At 32.0% G+C, this 17,808-nt stretch carries 18 protein-coding genes; 4 read left to right on the forward strand and 14 right to left on the reverse strand.

Annotated features, from left to right (window positions below; genetic code table 11):
- Positions 1-4: 4 nt before the first annotated feature.
- The 3 genes from ACXAG4_RS02190 to ACXAG4_RS02200 are packed head-to-tail and all read right to left on the reverse strand — an operon-like array spanning position 5 to position 2,034.
- Positions 5-793, reverse strand: a complete 789-nt coding sequence (locus ACXAG4_RS02190; protein WP_475294436.1) for a glucosaminidase domain-containing protein — start codon at positions 791-793, stop codon at positions 5-7.
- Positions 794-1,705, reverse strand: coding sequence for a 1-aminocyclopropane-1-carboxylate deaminase/D-cysteine desulfhydrase (locus tag ACXAG4_RS02195; protein ID WP_475294437.1), 912 nt, complete (start codon positions 1,703-1,705; stop codon positions 794-796). It lies immediately after the preceding gene.
- Positions 1,705-2,034, reverse strand: a complete 330-nt coding sequence (locus ACXAG4_RS02200; protein WP_475294438.1) for a hypothetical protein — start codon at positions 2,032-2,034, stop codon at positions 1,705-1,707. The genes ACXAG4_RS02195 and ACXAG4_RS02200 overlap by 1 nt, the downstream gene beginning before the upstream one ends.
- 49 nt (positions 2,035-2,083) lie before the next feature.
- Here ACXAG4_RS02200 and ACXAG4_RS02205 point away from each other — a divergent pair, with 49 nt between their 5' ends.
- Positions 2,084-2,245 carry a DUF5522 domain-containing protein gene (locus ACXAG4_RS02205; RefSeq protein ID WP_475294439.1) on the forward strand — a complete coding sequence of 54 codons (162 nt, stop codon included), beginning with the start codon at positions 2,084-2,086 and terminating at the stop codon, positions 2,243-2,245.
- Positions 2,246-2,400: 155 nt separating this feature from the next.
- Positions 2,401-2,961, forward strand: a complete 561-nt coding sequence (locus ACXAG4_RS02210) for a DUF4136 domain-containing protein (protein WP_475294440.1) — start codon at positions 2,401-2,403, stop codon at positions 2,959-2,961.
- Between the two features lie 39 nt (positions 2,962-3,000).
- On the opposite strand, the gene ACXAG4_RS02215 is transcribed toward ACXAG4_RS02210, so the two are convergent.
- Positions 3,001-3,327, reverse strand: coding sequence for a thermonuclease family protein (locus ACXAG4_RS02215; protein WP_475294441.1), 327 nt, complete (start codon positions 3,325-3,327; stop codon positions 3,001-3,003).
- 146 nt (positions 3,328-3,473) lie between these two features.
- Here ACXAG4_RS02215 and ACXAG4_RS02220 point away from each other — a divergent pair, with 146 nt between their 5' ends.
- Positions 3,474-5,237, forward strand: coding sequence for an aromatic amino acid hydroxylase (locus ACXAG4_RS02220; RefSeq protein ID WP_475294442.1), 1,764 nt, complete (start codon positions 3,474-3,476; stop codon positions 5,235-5,237).
- 179 nt (positions 5,238-5,416) lie between these two features.
- Here the strand turns inward: ACXAG4_RS02220 and ACXAG4_RS02225 are convergent, their stop codons facing one another.
- Complete coding sequence (locus ACXAG4_RS02225; protein WP_475294443.1) at positions 5,417-6,175, reverse strand: enoyl-CoA hydratase/isomerase family protein; 759 nt, start codon at positions 6,173-6,175, stop codon at positions 5,417-5,419.
- 26 nt (positions 6,176-6,201) lie between these two features.
- A complete protein-coding gene (locus tag ACXAG4_RS02230) occupies positions 6,202-7,137 on the reverse strand; it encodes a pyridoxal-phosphate dependent enzyme (RefSeq protein ID WP_475294444.1) in 936 nt (311 codons plus the stop codon).
- A gap of 111 nt (positions 7,138-7,248) precedes the next feature.
- Between ACXAG4_RS02230 and ACXAG4_RS02235 the strand changes: the two genes are divergently transcribed.
- On the forward strand, positions 7,249-7,557 hold the full coding sequence (locus ACXAG4_RS02235; protein ID WP_475294445.1) for a rhodanese-like domain-containing protein: 309 nt from the start codon (positions 7,249-7,251) through the stop codon (positions 7,555-7,557).
- On the opposite strand, the gene ACXAG4_RS02240 is transcribed toward ACXAG4_RS02235, so the two are convergent.
- From ACXAG4_RS02240 to alaS, 8 genes are all read right to left on the reverse strand, one after another.
- Positions 7,546-8,160: a DUF4230 domain-containing protein gene (locus tag ACXAG4_RS02240; RefSeq protein ID WP_475294446.1), complete on the reverse strand. Its 615-nt coding sequence runs from the start codon at positions 8,158-8,160 to the stop codon at positions 7,546-7,548. The two genes, ACXAG4_RS02235 and ACXAG4_RS02240, sit on opposite strands and share 12 nt — an antisense overlap.
- A gap of 170 nt (positions 8,161-8,330) precedes the next feature.
- Complete coding sequence (locus ACXAG4_RS02245; RefSeq protein ID WP_475294447.1) at positions 8,331-8,981, reverse strand: response regulator; 651 nt, start codon at positions 8,979-8,981, stop codon at positions 8,331-8,333.
- A gap of 2 nt (positions 8,982-8,983) precedes the next feature.
- Complete coding sequence (locus ACXAG4_RS02250) at positions 8,984-10,927, reverse strand: tetratricopeptide repeat-containing sensor histidine kinase (RefSeq protein WP_475294448.1); 1,944 nt, start codon at positions 10,925-10,927, stop codon at positions 8,984-8,986.
- A 9-nt stretch (positions 10,928-10,936) separates the two neighbouring features.
- The gene (locus ACXAG4_RS02255; RefSeq protein ID WP_475294449.1) at positions 10,937-11,218 is read right to left on the reverse strand and encodes a hypothetical protein; all 282 of its coding nucleotides are present in this window, start codon (positions 11,216-11,218) and stop codon (positions 10,937-10,939) included.
- Positions 11,219-11,453: 235 nt separating this feature from the next.
- Complete coding sequence (locus ACXAG4_RS02260; RefSeq protein WP_475294450.1) at positions 11,454-13,331, reverse strand: outer membrane protein assembly factor BamB family protein; 1,878 nt, start codon at positions 13,329-13,331, stop codon at positions 11,454-11,456.
- Positions 13,332-13,362: 31 nt separating this feature from the next.
- Positions 13,363-13,908: a DUF6252 domain-containing protein gene (locus ACXAG4_RS02265; RefSeq protein ID WP_475294451.1), complete on the reverse strand. Its 546-nt coding sequence runs from the start codon at positions 13,906-13,908 to the stop codon at positions 13,363-13,365.
- Positions 13,909-14,021: 113 nt separating this feature from the next.
- Positions 14,022-14,987: a GSCFA domain-containing protein gene (locus ACXAG4_RS02270; protein WP_475294452.1), complete on the reverse strand. Its 966-nt coding sequence runs from the start codon at positions 14,985-14,987 to the stop codon at positions 14,022-14,024.
- Between the two features lie 165 nt (positions 14,988-15,152).
- Positions 15,153-17,765, reverse strand: coding sequence for an alanine--tRNA ligase (gene alaS / locus ACXAG4_RS02275; protein ID WP_475294453.1), 2,613 nt, complete (start codon positions 17,763-17,765; stop codon positions 15,153-15,155).
- Between the last annotated feature and the right edge of the window lie 43 nt (positions 17,766-17,808).

Genomic DNA, 17,808 nt, shown 5'->3' on the forward strand with positions numbered 1-17,808 from the left:
GTATTTATGGTTTAACAATTAATTCTTGCCCTATACTTAAACTCGTGTTTGTTAAACCATTTATATTTTGAAGTTGTTGAACTGTTAAATTATATTTTTTTGAAATTGAATATAACGTGTCTCCTTTTTCTACCACATAAATTATAGTTTTATTAAGCGGTTCAACAGGTGCTACGTAACCATAAACTAGTACTTCTTTATCGTATTGATGCAAGTTGTAACGTTCAATTAAAGAAATTAATTTCTGTGGATATTTTCTATCTGTAGCATAACCTGCAGCTTTTAATCCTTTTGCCCAAGCTTTATAATCGTTTTCTTTTAACTGAAATAAACCTGCATATCGTTTACGTTCTTTTAAAAATAATGAATGATCTCTAAACGAATATTTAGCGTCTTTGTATTTTCTAAAACATTCGCCTTTGGCATCATCATCATGATAAATTTTTGCTCCTTTCCAGTCATGGCATTTTATACCAAAATGGTTATTTGCTTTTACAGATAGTCTTCCATTACCTGAAGCCGACTCTAAAATACCTTGAGCCAAGGTAATACTTGCCGGTATGTTGTATAATTTCATTTCGTTTTGGGCAATGGTTTTGTAAGCATCAATATACTTTTCAGTATCATTAGTAAATACTTTAACAGCAGGCACTGTTGTTTGTGCGGGTGTTTCCTTGTTTGTTTTACTTACGCGCTCTACTGGTTGCTTTTTAGGTTTAGTTACAACATGTTTTTTTGTTTTACAATTAAACAAAAAGCAGCTAAGACAAATTATAAATAGTGTTTTTTTCATTTATTTAATTAAAGGCAATTGTTTCTTTTTTAAAACGGCATTCATTCCAGTAATACCTTGTAAACCACCTGTATGAATTGCTAAAATTTTAGATCCTTTTTTAAAGTATCCTTTTTTTATTAAATCGAAAATACCAAATAGCATTTTTCCTGTATAAACAGGATCTAAAGGTATATTATTTTCAGTTTTAAAGGTATTTATAAACGTTACCAACTCCTCATTTATTTTGGCATATCCGCCAAAGTGGTAATCTGTAATTAAACGCCAATTATTTTGTATTGCAAATTTACTAATATCTTCTTTTAAAAAGTCTCCTTTTAAGGCCGGAAATCCTAAAATTTCTTGATTTTCTTGTGCACTATTTATTAAACCAGCTATTGTACCGCCTGTGCCTACAGCTGTACACACGTAATCAAATTGAGCATCGGTTTTGGTTAAAATTTCTTGACACCCCTTAATAGCTAATGTATTGGTTCCGCCTTCGGGCACTAAATAAAACTTACCAAAAAAAGCTTTTAAATGTTTTAAAAAGGCATCTGATGTTTTTTGCCTGTAAACTTCTCTTGTAACAAACTCAAAATGCATATTATTTTGGGCAGCAAAACGCAATGTTGGGTTTTCTTCAACTTTAGCTTTTAATTCTTCACCTCTAATAATACCAATGGTTTTAAAACCATACAGTTTTCCGGCATAAGCAACAGCTGCAATATGGTTTGAAAAAGCACCTCCAAAGGTAACAAGCGTATCATGCCCTTGATATTTTGCTTCTAATAAATTAAATTTTAATTTTCGGTATTTATTTCCTGAAATAAAAGGATGAATAGTGTCTTCTCGTTTAATATATAATTCTACACCATAATTTTTTGGCAAAACTACGTGCTCATTAATGCTATCTTCAATATTAAAATTCATTATTTGCTAAGGTACTTTAAAAATGCCCAAAATGGTCGGTTTTTTAAATATTCTAACTGTACTTCATTAGTATAGGCTTCTCTTTCAAATGAAATGTTTATATATGCCAAACGCCACGTTTTGTATTGCACAAGCCTAAATAAAAATTCCAAAACATACCAAATATAAAATGGCAAAACTAACAATTCAATTTGCTGTTTTAAATGAATTGCCTCATGGTTTAAAAGTACTTTATTTGCTTTTAAGTTTGAAGATTTTAAAAACACAAACGGAAACAATGTTATGCCCGTATAACCTTTTGGTACAATATATTTTGAAATACGTATCATTGCTTTTTTTGCATCAAAAATCAATCCAAATTACATTATATTTGTATTAATGAAAAAAATAATTCCTATTGAAGAAGGCGATTACTACTTAACGCCCGAAGGCTACCGATGTTTCACAGAGCAATACCATTTAAAACGTGGTTATTGTTGTGAAAGCGGTTGCAGACATTGCCCTTACGGATTTAACGCTGCTACAGGCAAAAAACGTTAATTAGCACTAAGCAACCTACTCTACAACAAAGCATTGGTATGATTATTGATGTTATTAGCGTTACCGAAAAACATTTTAATTAAAAAATGCTCATAACCTAAAACAGTTAATTTTCTTTATTAAATTTACTTTAACCGTTAAAAAAAAATTGCATTATGAAAACATTATTTAGAGCATTACCAATTTTATTAATTGTGCTTATTGCTAGCTCATGCAGCTCTGTACGAGTAGCGGCCGATTACGATAAAAAAGCACCGTTTAACAATTACAAAACCTTTGCTTTTTTTAAAACTGGTATAGACAAAGCTGAAATTAGCGATTTAGATAAACGCCGAATTTTGCGCGCTATTGAAGCTGAACTTTTAGCAAAAGGCTACACAAAATCTGAAAAACCAGATTTACTTGTTAGCTTATTTACAAAATCTCAACAACGTGTTGATGTTTACAACAACGCTTGGGGCAATGGCGCCTGGGGTTGGGGTGGCTGGGGCCCAGGATGGGGACCCGGTTGGGGTTGGGGTTGGAACCAACCAACTGTTAGTACTAGTACGCAAGGTACTTTATACATTGATTTAATTGATGCTACCAAAAAAGAACTTGTTTGGCAAGGTATGGGTACAGGCTATTTAAGCCGTAACATGGAGAAAAAAGAAGAACGTATTAAAGAGTTTGTTTCTAAAATAATGGAAAAATATCCTCCGGGAGTTACACAATAATCACATTTTAAAAAGCCGCAAATAAGCGGCTTTTTATTTTTAAGGAAAATATGGTTTTGCATGCCCGTTATCAACCAACCATTGGTTCAAATCAACACCATTAACAATTATATTTGCTAAATAACGCCCGTATTTACCCTGCTTATCTTTATAAGAGTGTATTTCAACTTCTTTATTAAGTATCATTTCTCTCACAATATCTCTTACAACTATGCCGGCTTCACGCTCAACACCTCTTAATTCAGGTGTGTCAATGCCGTAAAGGCGTAGCTTCATTTCTTGAAAATGTAAAAACCCTAAATCTACCATGGCTGTAACGGTATCGCCATCGTAAACATCAATTATTCTTGCTTTGTAATGGTACATAATAAGTTATTTAAAGTAAATAAATATACAAAATACCTTACAAAATAAATCAGCTAAGTATTAAAGTATTTTTAAAAATAAGCGCTATTTTATTTCATTGTTGAATATTTCGTATTTTTAAACTGCAATTACTAATAATTATTAAAATGAATACTGCTGTTGAGTCTAATCCTATATTAAATCGTTTACCAAAACATTTAAAACAATTTATTAAGCCGCAAAATTATGAAGATTATTCTGCCATAGATCAAGCAGTATGGCGCTATGTAATGCGTAAAAATGTAAACTTTTTAAGTAAAGTGGCACATAAATCATATTTAAACGGATTGAAACAAACAGGCATTTCAATTGAAAGTATTCCAAATATGTACGGCATGAACCGTATTTTAAAAGATATTGGTTGGGCAGCAGTAGCTGTTGATGGTTTTATTCCGCCAAATGCTTTTATGGAATTTCAGGCCTACAACGTACTTGTAATTGCTAGTGATATTAGGCAATTAGAACATATTGAATACACCCCAGCACCAGATATTATTCATGAAGGCGCAGGACATGCACCTATAATTGCAAACCCTGAATATGCCGAGTATTTAAGACGCTTTGGTGAAATAGGTTGTAAAGCCATTTCTTCTGCAAAAGATTATGAATTGTATGAAGCCGTTAGGCATTTATCTATTATAAAAGAAGCACCCAACACTAGTAATGAGGCTATTGCCGAAGCTGAAAAAAAAGTAGAAACTTTACAACAAAACATGGGTGAACCTAGTGAAATGGCTCTTATAAGAAACCTACATTGGTGGACGGTTGAATATGGTTTAATTGGCACGGTTGAAAACCCTAAAATTTATGGTGCTGGCTTATTATCATCTATTGGTGAAAGCGCTTGGTGCATGACCGATGCTGTTAAAAAATTACCTTACAGTATTGAGGCTACCTTTAAAGATTTTGACATCACTAAACCACAACCTCAGCTTTTTGTTACACCAAATTTTGCCCATTTAAGTTTAATTTTAGAAGAATTTGCAAACACCATGGCTGTTAGAACTGGCGGATTAATGGGTGTTGAAAAACTAATAAACTCGAATGCATTAGGCACTGTAGAGCTTAGTACAGGCATTCAAATTTCGGGTGTTTTCACCAGTGTTATTAATTACAACAACAATGCTATTTATGTACAAACAACAGGCAATACAGCGCTAGCTTACCGAGAAAAAGAACTTGTAAACCATGGTGTAAAAACACACTCTAAAGGTTTTGGTTTTCCGGTTGGAAAATTAAAAGGTATTAATATTGCTATTGAAGATATGAGCCCCAGAGATTTAGCGGCTTATAACATTTTTGAAGAAGAAATAACTACTTTAGAATTTGAAGGTGGCATTAAAGTTTCAGGTGAAATTATTACAGGAAAACGTAATTTAAAAGGCAAAATAATTTTAATAAGCTTTAAAAATTGTACCGTTACACATAATGACACCGTTTTATTTAAACCCGAATGGGGCCAGTACGACATGGCTGTTGGAAAACATATTGCATCTGCTTTTTCCGGACCTGCAGATTTAAATAGTTTTGATTTAATAACCCATGTGCCTTCAGAAAAAACAATTCAAATTAAAAAAACTAATAAACAACTTAAACTTGAAGCCCTTTACCAACAAGTTAGAGATTACCGCTTAGGTAAAAACAAAACCATTTCTAGAACAAAAGTACTTGATGAACTTAGTAAAAATTTCTCCACAGATTGGTTACTTGCTGTTGAACTTTTTGAATTAGCTCATGCCGATAATGAAACTGTTTTATGCAACAACATTTTAAATTATTTAGAAAATGTAAAGCAACAAAAACCTAAGCTTGGTAACTTAATTGATGATGGTTTACATATAATAACCAATAAGAAAAACATCAGTATTTAACTTAATAAATTAAAAATCAAATATTTAATTGTGACCTAATTAAAAAAGATGTGTCTTAAAAATATTCAGTAATGAATAATTTAAAGTTTAAGGCTAATACCTACACTATAAATCCTAAGATACAATTAGTAGTATTAGTTTAGCTCAAGATAAAGCTTTCGCTTTTCTTGAGCTTTTTTTTATCTAAAACGCTTTAAGGTTTTTTTTGTGAATTTACTTAACACTAGTGTACCACTTATTTCAGCTCTTTTACTAAGCAAATCGTCCCAATTGCTAGTGCCTTCCCAAAAAATTCTTTTCATTTCTTTTAAAGCTTCGGGGTTGTAACTACTTAATTTATTGGCTAAACTTAATACGGCTTCGTCTAACTCCTGGGTTGTATCAAAAACTTCAGCAAACAACCCTTTTTCTTTTGCCCAATTGGCAGCATAAAACGCTTCGGCATTTATTGTCATTTGAGACATGGCTGTTTTTCCTATACGCCTAGAAACTGCTGGTTCTATTACAAAAGGCCCAATACCAATACTTAATTCACTTAGTTTAACTGATGCATATTGCGTTGCCAAACAATAATCTGTAGCCGCAGCTAAACCTAAACCACCACCCACAGTTTTACCTTGTACTCTGCCAATTATTAACTTGGGGCATTTACGCATGGCATTAATTACATTGGCAAAACCTAAAAAAAATTGCTTACCTGTGTTGGCGTTTTCAATGGCTATTAACTCATTAAAACTTGCACCAGCACAAAATGTTCGGTTACCGCCACTTTTTAAAACAATAATTTTTATGGCATCATTTACGCCTGCTTCAATAATAGTTTGTTCTAGTTTTGTTAACACATCACTAGGCATTGAGTTTCGGTTTGGATGAAAAAATTCAATTATTCCAACACTTTCCTCTATTTTCAAACTCACATAAGGTTCTGTAACCTGCATAATTTCTTATTTAATTTATAGTACAATTAAAATGGTAAATTGCTAATATCAACATTTCCGCCAGATAAAATCACACCTATTTTTTTTCCTTTTATTTTACTTTTTTGTTTCAAAACTGCTGCAAAAGCTACTGCGCTTGATGGTTCTATTATTAATTTCATACGTTGCCAAATTAAGGCCATAGCATTTGTAATTTCAGCTTCCTTAATCAATTCAATACTTTCAACATAATTTTTTATAATAGGGAAATTTTTATCTCCTAATTGGGTTTTTAAACCATCGGCAATGGTATTATTAGCCGTGTTACTTTCAATTTTACCCGATTGTAAAGACCTGTAGGCATCATTTACATTTTCTGGCTCACCGGCTATAACTTTGCAATGTTTAGAAAATGCATTTGCTGCTAAAATAGTACCTGCAAGCAAACCACCACCGCCAACAGGCACAAAAATGTAGCTTAAATTAGGCTGTTCTTCTAACAACTCAATAGCCGCAGTGGCTTGTCCATTAATAACATCTTTATTATTTGATGGATGTAAAAAAGTTGCTCCAGTTTCTGCCTGTATTTTTTTAGCCATTGCTTCTCTAGCTTGATTTGTAGGCTCGCAAAAACTTATAATACCACCATAACCCAAAACCGCCACTTTTTTTACTTGTGGTGCATTTTTGGGCATTACAACATATGCTTTTACACCAATGCTTTTAGCTGCCAAAGCCAATGCTTGCGCAAAATTACCTGAAGAATGTGTTACTACACCTTTACGCTTTTGTTCTTCCGATAAATTTAAAATAGCATGCGTTGCACCGCGCATTTTAAACGCTCCCATTTTTTGGAAATTTTCGCATTTAAAAAACACCTGAGCCTCACAAATATCATTTAACAATTGCGATGTAAACACCGGTGTTTTATGAATGTAAGGTTTTATACTGTTATGAATGTTCTGCAAACTAGCTTTATTCATTTTTCTACATTTCTTGTAAAAACGTGGTTGAATATACTAAAATTACACGGTAACTTTTGTTACATTGTTTTAATAAATTAATAAGGATATTTGTTTAAAATTTAAGGAATAATGGGATTACTAAACTTTTTATTTAATAACAAAAACAAAATTATAGATTATGCCAACAAAGGTGCTGTTATTATTGATGTAAGAACAGAAACGGAATATTTACAAAGCGCTATTCCAAACACCTTAAATTATCCGTTACAAACACTTAACCAGCGTATTAATGACATAAAAAAACTAAACAAACCCATCATTACCTGTTGTGCAAGTGGTGTACGCTCTGGTATTGCAAGTAAACTATTAAAACAAAATAACTTAGATTGCATTAATGGTGGCGGTTGGCTAAGTTTAGCAAAAAAATTAGAACTTTAAATTTTGTAAAGACTCGGGTGTGTTAAGTGGTGTTTGTTGGTACATTAAAGTCCAACCAAATGAATTTGTTAAAATATAAAACTTTGAAAGTTCACTTAACAAACGGTTTTTTGCATTTGTTTTAAGTGCAGAAGCTTCAATTTTTTTGGCCAAAGATTGGTTGACTATATTTTTAATGGCGTTATAGTCTTTGGCTTCAAAAGGATTAAAAAAATCGGCTTGAATATCATAATATTCAAAATCTGGACTTATTTTAATTTCCTCTTCAGGAATTCTTAAAATGTGAAGCGTTTTTGTGCTTTCGTCAATTTTATATTCTATTTTACTCAAATCATACGCCACAGTTACATTGGCATTTACAACTACCAGTGCTTTTTTTTGTGATGTTACGTAAGAGCCTAAAAGTTCTTTAGAGTTTTGGTAGTTAAACACCTCACTAAAATGACCTTCGGTAACCACTAGTTTCCCTACGTTTTGTATTTGTTTTTGAATGAGTGCCGAACTTTCTTTAAGCTGAACTACATCTTCTTTCTCATCATTACAATACTTGAAGGTTAAAATAACAACCAGAGTAATTACAACACCAAATAAAATTTTTCGCATACACTAATTTATAATTTTTTAATTTGAACGGGAAAGTTTAAGGCAAAAAAAAAAACATTAGTTTCCTTCGACATAAGAAGTCTAACCAATGCATTTTTTGGAATGTAAATTAACACTACAAATATATGTTGGTTGTTATTTTTTTAGTTTACCGCAAGGTTAAACAACCTTTAAATTAAGTTATTTTTTTTGGCTTTTTGAACAGCTTCTAATTTATTATGTACTTGTAGTTTTTTATAGATATTCTCAATATGTTTTCTAATGGTTCCAACAGACAAAATTAAATTATTTGCTATGGCATTATAACTTAAACCTTTGCTTAAATGCTCTAAAACCTCAACTTCACGGTTGGTAAGTGTTATTTCTTCACAAGTTGTTGTTTTTGATTTTTTTATAGGTGTACGCAACAATTTTAAAGTTTTCATAGCTATTGAAGGTGTCATGGCTGCGCCACCTCCTAAAGTATCAACTATACCGTTGTATAAATCTTTTGGGTTTACTTCTTTTAGCAAATAACCATCGGCACCTGCTTTAATGGCGTTAAAAATGTTTTCATCATCATCAAAAACTGTAAGCATTATAATTTTAATATGCGGGTACTTTTGTTTTACAATCTCGGTAGCCTCAATACCATTTTTAACGGGCATTTCAATATCCATTAAAATAACATCTAAGTTATGGTTGTTTTGCAATTTTTCAATTAAATCTTGTCCGTTGGTTGCATTAAAACTCAACTTTAAATCATCAAAAAAAGAGAGTTTTTCTTTAACCACTTGGAGTAAAAAATTATTGTCTTCTGCTATAGCTATTTTAACCATCATACTCATAAAGTTACTGCTATTTTGGTTCCGGAGTTTTTGTTGCTTTGTATGGTTATGTTTGCACCAATATCGGCGGCTCGTTTCTTCATATTGTTTAAACCGTTGCCCGCTTCAACTTCATCTAAATTAAAACCAATTCCGTTATCAAATACTTCAAAAACAAGTTTATTATTTTTTTCAGATATTTCAATATTTATATTATTGGCATTGCCGTATTTTATAGCATTATTTATGGCCTCTTGCATAATTCTATAAATATTCATGCCTTGAACAGATGTGAAAACAGTATTGTTTTTAAAGTTTTCTTGTATGCTGAAATTAAAATGTGTGTCTTGTGCTGATATATTGGCTTTATCAATGAAATTAGAAATTCTGCTTTGCAAATCTGTTAATAAAATTTCGTTTTTATTCATTGCCCAAATAGTGTCTCTTAACTCATTAATAGTATCTTTTGTAAAACTACTTATGCTTGTAAGTTTATTGGTTAAATTGGTGTTTGAAATTTTGAAACCGTATTGCAAATTTTCAATAGACGATATTATAAATGTAAGTTGCGCGCCAATATTATCATGCAAATCTCTTGATATCCTTAAACGTTGCTCTTGTAATTTATTTTGAGTTTCAATTTTTGACAGCGCCTCTTTTAACTGACTTTCTTTTTGAAGCTGTTTATTTTTTAATTTTTGTTGTTTATATACCAAATACCCAAAAACCGATAGTATAATTGCCAAAACACCAAGCCCAAGTAATTGCGTGTTTTTTCTACTAATATTAAGTTCTTTTTCTGCTATTTGAGCGCGTTGTGTTTGTATTTCTTTTTCTTTTTTAGCGGTTTTGTATTTGGTTTCTAACTCAAAAACAGTTTTGGTTTTATTTTCTTCAAATAAACTATCTTTTTTTTGGGCATACTTTTCTAAATAGGCAGCATAAGCTTTGTAATTTTGTTTTGACTTTTCAATTTTAGCTAAAACGTTGTATGCCTTAACTTCCCACTCTTTAAAACCTTTGTTATTGGCTATTTGCAAGGCACTATTTGCTTGCTCAAAAGCTTTTTTAAGTTTTTTTTGTTGTTTTAAATTATTTGCAAAACTTAGCTTGTTATGCACTAATTCATAGTTATTATTTTCTTTTTGAAATAAAGCAATAACTCGCTCAAAATCATTTTCTGCTTCGCTGTAGCGTTTTAAGCTATCTTTAGCAATGGCTATGTTACTTAACATGTAAGGCACATACCTTTTGTAGCCTAATTTGGTGTAAGCTTTTTGGGCTTCAGAACAGTAACTTATTGCCTTTTCAAATTGACTTAATTGAATTAAAATAGCACCAATATTACCTTTTGTAACAACTTCACCAAAACTATAATTATTTGCTTTGTAAATTTCTAAGGCCTTGTTGTAATACTCTAAAGCTTTATCAAATTCTTTTTGCTTTTTATAAACAATACCAATATTACTCAGTACCATTGGTACTTTATCAAAAGGGACATTTTCAGATTCAAAAATATTTAATGCTTTAAAGTAGTGTTCTAGAGACACATCAAAATCTCCCGATAAATCATAAACAATGCCTAAGTTATTATATGTGTTTGCTGCACCAATTCTATTATTAAGTTTTAGTTTTAAATCTAAACTTTTTTGATGATAATAAATGGCACTATCTAGTTTTCCTAAAGCATCAAAGCAACTGGCTAAACTATTGTAAGACGCAGCAAAAGCCTCGTCACTTTTTATGTTTTTTGAAATTTTTAATGCCCGTTTTGAATAGAATAATGCACTATCTATACTACGGTTTTCATACTCCCATGCAAGTTCTGTGAGTGTATTTACTAAAGAAATTTCTTTTTGGGTTTTTAATAGTGTTTTTAAACTATCAATTGTTTTTTGAGCATTTTGTGAAAAGCAATAATTACTGAATATTAATACGAGAGCGCACAGTAGTTTTTTCATAAAAATTTATCAACTTTCATCAAATATAAATTTTTGTAATGAAAGTATTTGTTCAATTATACTAAAAAAACGAGGGTATAACTTGGTGTTTAAGGTGTTTAACAACACCGTTTTTTGTTGTAATTGCGCACTTTGCTTTTTTGCTAAAAACACTTTAAAAGCAAGTGCTTGATTACTTTTTTTTGCGTTTTCATTAAACACAAGTATACGTTTAACCGTAACAATAATAGCTATACTTAAAAGTAATAACAGCAACCCAATTATAACCTCAAAAATTATATTAAAACACATAACTATAACGTTTTACATTATTAGTTATGGTTGCCCATAAAAAAAACACCAACTGCTTTCCTGTTTCACAAGAAAATAGCAATTGATGCTTTTGATATGAACTGATTAATAGCATTTTAAATCTACAATATAAGTTTTCTAAAAAGGTAAAATATCGACTAAAAGTTATTAAAAAAGATTAAGCGCAATAAAATAATTTACCACGCCTAATCAGTACAAATCTCAACAACAAGATTTACTTATTAAGATTGTAAGAATATATTGTTTTATCATTGGCTTTGTAAAACAAATAACCGCCTAGTTCATCTACTTCATATTCTGGTTTTTTATCTTTTAGCATAATTTCCTTATCAATTTTACCTGAATCTTTATTTACTTTAACAAGACCAGCACCACCATCTAAATTTGTTAATATAAATTGAGCGTTTTCAGTAGCAGCTGTTGCTTTAAATCTGGTTGATAAATAATCAAAAGAGGCACTTGCAATACCTGCAAACATATCGGCAGCTCGTTTTGCTTCTTTGCCTGTTTCATTATAGCTATCTAAATCGTTTACACTACCAAAAGCACTACGGTTAGCCCCAGCTTTCATACTCATACCGGCAGCCATTGCCGTAGATGCTACCGCTAAAACACCTCCTGCAATTTTACCAAATGTGCTTCTGCCTGGTGATTTGTAATAGGCATGATAATTTTCTTTACCATCAAAATTTATTAAAGTCATATTTTGGTCTGATGATAAGAACACGCCCCCATCTCTAATTTGCATGGTATTTGGATCTTCCTTTTCATCAAAATTACATTTAGCAAAATCACTTACGCTACCAGAATTAGCATCAATAGCCATAATTTTACCATCGGCTGCAATTAAATAACGGTTGTTTTTAGCATCAAAAGTAGAGGCAACCGAAGTAGCTCGTTTATATTTTAAAGGCTTGCTCCAAACCTGTTCACCTGTTTTTAAATCTACTATATTAGCATCTTCACTGGTAATATAAATTAAACCTTGAGGTGTTTGGGCCATTACCATAATGTTTTCACCAGTTTTTAATGGTTTTTTAAACAAGGTATTGCCATCAAATGAAATTTTATTGATACCGCCTTCATATATACCAAACAAAATACCATCATCTTGCACATAAAAATGCTGCACGTAGCCTTTTGTTTTTGGTGCTTTTTCCCACAAATCATCTCCAGTTGCGGCACTAAACATGGTTATTTTAGATTCTGCTTTTGCGCCTAAAGCACCACTACCGCCAGTAACATCACTAACCACAGCTAAACCTTGGGGTAGCATTTCAAAATTGGTAACGTTTCCTTTTACTTTGCGCTCTTCAGTCCAAACCTCATTACCACTTCCATTAAGCTTATAAATTCGTGTGTTTTTTCCGTTTGTTGTTGCTGCAAACGCATAAATATCGGTTTCGGTTTCATTAGCAGTCATCCAGTTAACATTTTTTACTTTGTTTTCCCAAAGTGTTTCGCCAGTTTTAGATTTTGCTATAATACCTTGTGATGTTGGCACCAGTAATTTATCTTTTAAAAGCATTGGCGTACCGGTAACAGCAAAGTATTTCATAGATACTTTTCCTGGTTTTATTAAAAAGAATTCATAATCTAAATTACCCGTAGCCAAATCGTAAACACCTACTTTAGGCGTTACATTTTCAGCCTTTCCGCCTCCTTTTTGAAAGCCGCTTACTACCAATTTGTTTTGTGGCATAATAACATCGCAAGTAAAAACGTTTTTCCAACCTTTAGATTCTGTAGTAAACAAAACTTTACCAGAAATATGATCTATTACCGCTTTTTTTGCCGATAAGTTTGCAAACCCTGTTTGCCCCACCATTACGTACGGAGACATGGGGACAAAATTTAATTCTTCAGGTTTTACTCTGCCGTAATCTGTAAAATTGAAAAGTAACTTATTGGTATCTGGTTTTATGCCTACCAAACCATCATTAGTTGCAACAACTAAAGTACCTGCAACTGTTAAAGTCATTTGGTTAATATTGGCACCTAAATCATAGCTATTTTCTGGTGTTTCTGCTTTTTGTGCGTTTAACATTAGCGTACTTGCTAATAGGAAAACTAAAATTTGTAATGTTCTCATTGTTGAATTTTGGTTTATGTTAATTAGCTTATTACAGTACTTGTTTTTTTAAATCAAAAGAACCTTCTGTAATATTTTTTATAGAGTTATCGCCGTTTACGTTTTTACATGTAAAGCTAAATGTGCCTTTAATTTTGGTATCGGTTTCTTCGGTAATGGTAATAGAACCTACTTTAGTATCGTCATAGGGTGCTTGCCAAATTTCGGTTGTTGAGGCTGAAGGGTTATTTATATTTACATCGGTTTCAGTGTAACTTGCCACATTTGTTATGGCTAAATTAGCACCTGTAAAATCGTATGTGCCCGCGCCTTCATACCCAAAAACAGTCATAGAAAAAGCGTTACCATCACTGTTTGTTGCAATAATTATTAAACTTTTTGCTGTTGAACTTACGTTTGAAATAGTTGCTGAAGAAGAAATTTCGAATGATTTATACGAAGTACCATCTACTTCTGCCACTAAAATACCTGATGATGCTTTTACATCGCCATCAGAATCATCAGATGATGAGCATGACACAAATAGCATTGATAAAATAATAACTACTGATAAGAATTGATTTTTGAAATGTTTCATTTTGTTGTTTTTTTATGATTAATAGCATCACAAAACTGCAACAATTCACAAACGAAATCAATACGATGAATTACGTATATTTTGATTTATTACGTATAATTTAAAATTTTGTTTTAAAAAGAAATGTGCGGAAAGGTTTTACTCAAGGCCTGTTTTTTATTTTCCAATTTTTGAAGAAATTTTTGGTGTGCTTCAGAATTTGGATTGAAGGGTTTATGCCTTAGTCCTTTTTGAATAGTATCAACATCATCCATTGTTTTCAATGCGTTTTCTGAAAGCCATACATGCTTAAACTTTTCCCAAATATAATTTACGGCTGTTTGGTTTGGGTGAATCATATCTTCAGCATAAAAACGATAATCACGCAACTCATCCATCATTATTTCATAAGAAGCAAAGTAGTGTAGTTCATGTTTTTCAGTTAATAATTGTGTATTAATAACCTGATGAATGGCCGAAATTAAATGTGCTTTACTACGTGTGTTTTCAACAAAACCATCTTTTACATGCCTAATTGGAGACACCGTAAAAATAACCGACGCCCCAGCATTAACAGTTTTTATAAGCGCTATTATATTTTGTAGTGATGCCACAATATCTTCTACCGGAAGTAATATTTTATTAAAATTTCTCTGTGGAACTTTATGGCAGTTTGCCACAATATTATCATTTTTAATAGCGCTATAAACCCAAGCAGTTCCTAAGGTTATTATAATGTGCGAAGAATTTGTTATTTGATGTGCTGTTAATTGTAATTGAGCGTTTAAATTTTCTAACAAACTAGCTTTTGAAGTATTGCTTAGTTTTGAATGCGCATCAAAACAATGCCACTGTTCATTATTAAAAAACACATCTTTTTCTGTGTAAAGTAAATTGTTTAATGCGCGTTTAATAAGTGTTTCTATAGCTTTAGGCTGAAATAGAATACCAAACGGATTAACATTATTTTTAAACTTAAAATAAGATAACTTTTCACCAATATTTTCAACAAAACACGAGCCTAATAATAGGATATTAGACTCGTAATTTATTAAATTTTCATTTTGTTTAAGTAATGGTATGTTTGTTTGTAAGTTCATTTTTAATCACATCAATGTAACACTTTTTATGTTTTACTGTCTAATAACCATAAAACATTTATTATGAAAACAAATAAAACTTATATCACATTAAAAAATAGATTTATTAAATTTTACAAATGCGAAATAAAAACATTTAACAAAATACTTAGAATAAAATAAAGCCTATTTTATAAAGGCCTCTGCTTCTTTTAAAGCCACTTCAATTCCGCTAGGGTTTTTACCGCCTGCGGTTGCAAAAAAAGGTTGCCCGCCGCCGCCGCCTTGAATGTGCTTACCTAATTCTCGTACTACCTGTCCTGCATTTAAATTATGACTTGCAACCAATTCTTTTGATATATAGCAAGATAACAATGCTTTACCATTTTGTTCGGCAGCTAATAAAAGAAATAAATTATTGTGTTCTCCGCCCAAATTAAAGGCTATATCTTTTATGCCTGCAGCATCCAAATCTACCTTTTTGGCTAAAAACTGAATACCATTTACAGCAACCAGCTCATTTTTTAACTCACCTTTTAAATTTTTAGCTTTGTCTTTAAGTAAAGCTTCAATTTGCTTTTTTAAAGCGCTATTTTCGTCTTGTAAGTTTTGAAGTGCCTTAACAGGTTCTTTAGCATTGTTAAGTAAATCTTTCATTTCAAAAAACGCACGGTTATTTTCTTGATAGAAATCTTTAACCGCATCATTAGTAATAGCTTCAATTCTTCTAATACCGGCAGCAACTGCGCTTTCTGATGTTATTTTAAAATGCCAAATATCGGCTGTGTTTTTTACGTGTGTACCACCACAAAGCTCAATAGATTGCCCAAAACGAATGGCTCTTACGGTATCGCCATATTTTTCGCCAAATAATGCCATAGCACCTTCGGCAACAGCTTCATCCATAGGAATATTTCGTTTTTCTTCTAAAGGTAATTTGCCGTCTATTCTAGCGTTTACAAAATTTTCTACATCGCGCAATTCATCGGTTGTTAATTTTGAAAAGTGTGAAAAATCAAAACGTAAGTATTTTGAGTGTACGGCACTACCTTTTTGCTCAACGTGTGTTCCTAAAACTTCGCGTAGCGCTTGGTGTAACAAATGCGTTGCTGTATGGTTACACTCTGTACGATAACGCTGTTTAGCATCTACAACCGCTTTAAACGATGCTTCAATATTTTTAGGTAAATTTTTGGTAAAATGAATAATTACGTTGTTTTCTTTTTTAGTATCTAAAATATAAACCACATCACCATTTACATCTTCTAAATAACCTTTATCACCAACTTGCCCACCACCTTCAGCGTAAAATGGTGTTAAATTGAATACTAATTGATACATATCACCGTCTTTTTTAGAGGTTACTTTTCTGTATCTAGTAATTTTAACGTTGACTTCTAGGGCATCATAACCAATAAATTCTTGGTCGGCATCATTAACTATAACCGTCCAATCATCAGTACTCATTTCGCTTGCCGCACGCGATCTGTCTTTTTGTTTTTGAAGTTCTTTATTAAAGCCTGCTTCATCTAAACCATAACCCTTTTCACCTAAAATTAACGATGTTAAATCTATTGGAAAACCGTATGTATCATATAATTCAAAAGCCTTTTCGCCTGAAACAGTATTGCCTTTAGTTTCTTCAACAATTCTATTTAACAGAATTAAACCTTGCTCTAAAGTTCTTAAAAACGATTGTTCTTCTTCCTTTATAACATTTTGAATTAATTGTTTTTGTTGTTTTAATTCTGGGAAAGCGCTTCCCATTTTTTCACTTAACACATCAACCAACCTGTAAATAAAAGGTTCTTTTTTATCTAAAAATGTAAAGCCGTAGCGTACTGCTCTGCGTAAAATACGCCTAATTACATAGCCTGCACCATTGTTGCTTGGTAATTGACCATCGGCTATTGAAAAAGCTACAGCACGCACGTGATCTGAAATTACACGAATGGCTACATCAACTTTCTCATCTTTACTATAATTTTTACCTGTAATGGTTTCAACCTCTCTAATTAAAGGTGTAAAAACATCGGTATCATAATTACTTTGTACATTTTGCAATACCATGCATAGGCGTTCAAAACCCATACCGGTATCAATGTGTTTATTTGGTAATGGTTCTAATGAGCCGTTGGCTTTACGGTTGTATTGCATAAATACAAGGTTCCATATTTCAACCACCTGCGGATGATCCATGTTTACTAAATCTTTACCATCTACTTTGGCTTTTTCTTCTGCCGAACGTATATCTACATGAATTTCGCTACATGGCCCACACGGACCTTGATCTCCCATTTCCCAGAAATTATCTTTTTTATTTCCTTTTAAAATACGGTTTTCAGATATGTGCTTTTTCCATAAATTATAAGCCTCAGTGTCCATTGGTAGTTTATCACCTTCATCACCTTCAAAAACAGTAACGTATAAAATATCTTTATCTATTTTAAACACTTCGGTTAAAAGTTCCCAAGCCCAAGCTATGGCTTCTTCTTTAAAATAATCACCAAAACTCCAGTTTCCAAGCATTTCAAAAAGGGTGTGGTGGTAAGTGTCATACCCTACTTCTTCTAAATCATTATGTTTGCCAGAAACACGTAAGCATTTTTGAGAATCTGCAATTCTACTACTTTTTGGTTCAGCATTGCCTAAAAAGAATTCTTTAAAAGGCGCCATACCAGAATTAACAAACATTAGCGTAGGGTCATCTTTTAACACCATAGGTGCAGATGGTACAATGGCATGTTGTTTATCTTTAAAAAAATTTAAAAACGTAGCTCTAATTTCTTGTGACTTCATGAATGCAGATTTGCTCTTTTTTAGTTAAATTATTTAAATTGTA

It is taken from the genome of Seonamhaeicola sp. ABD4_175 (genome assembly GCF_056160885.1).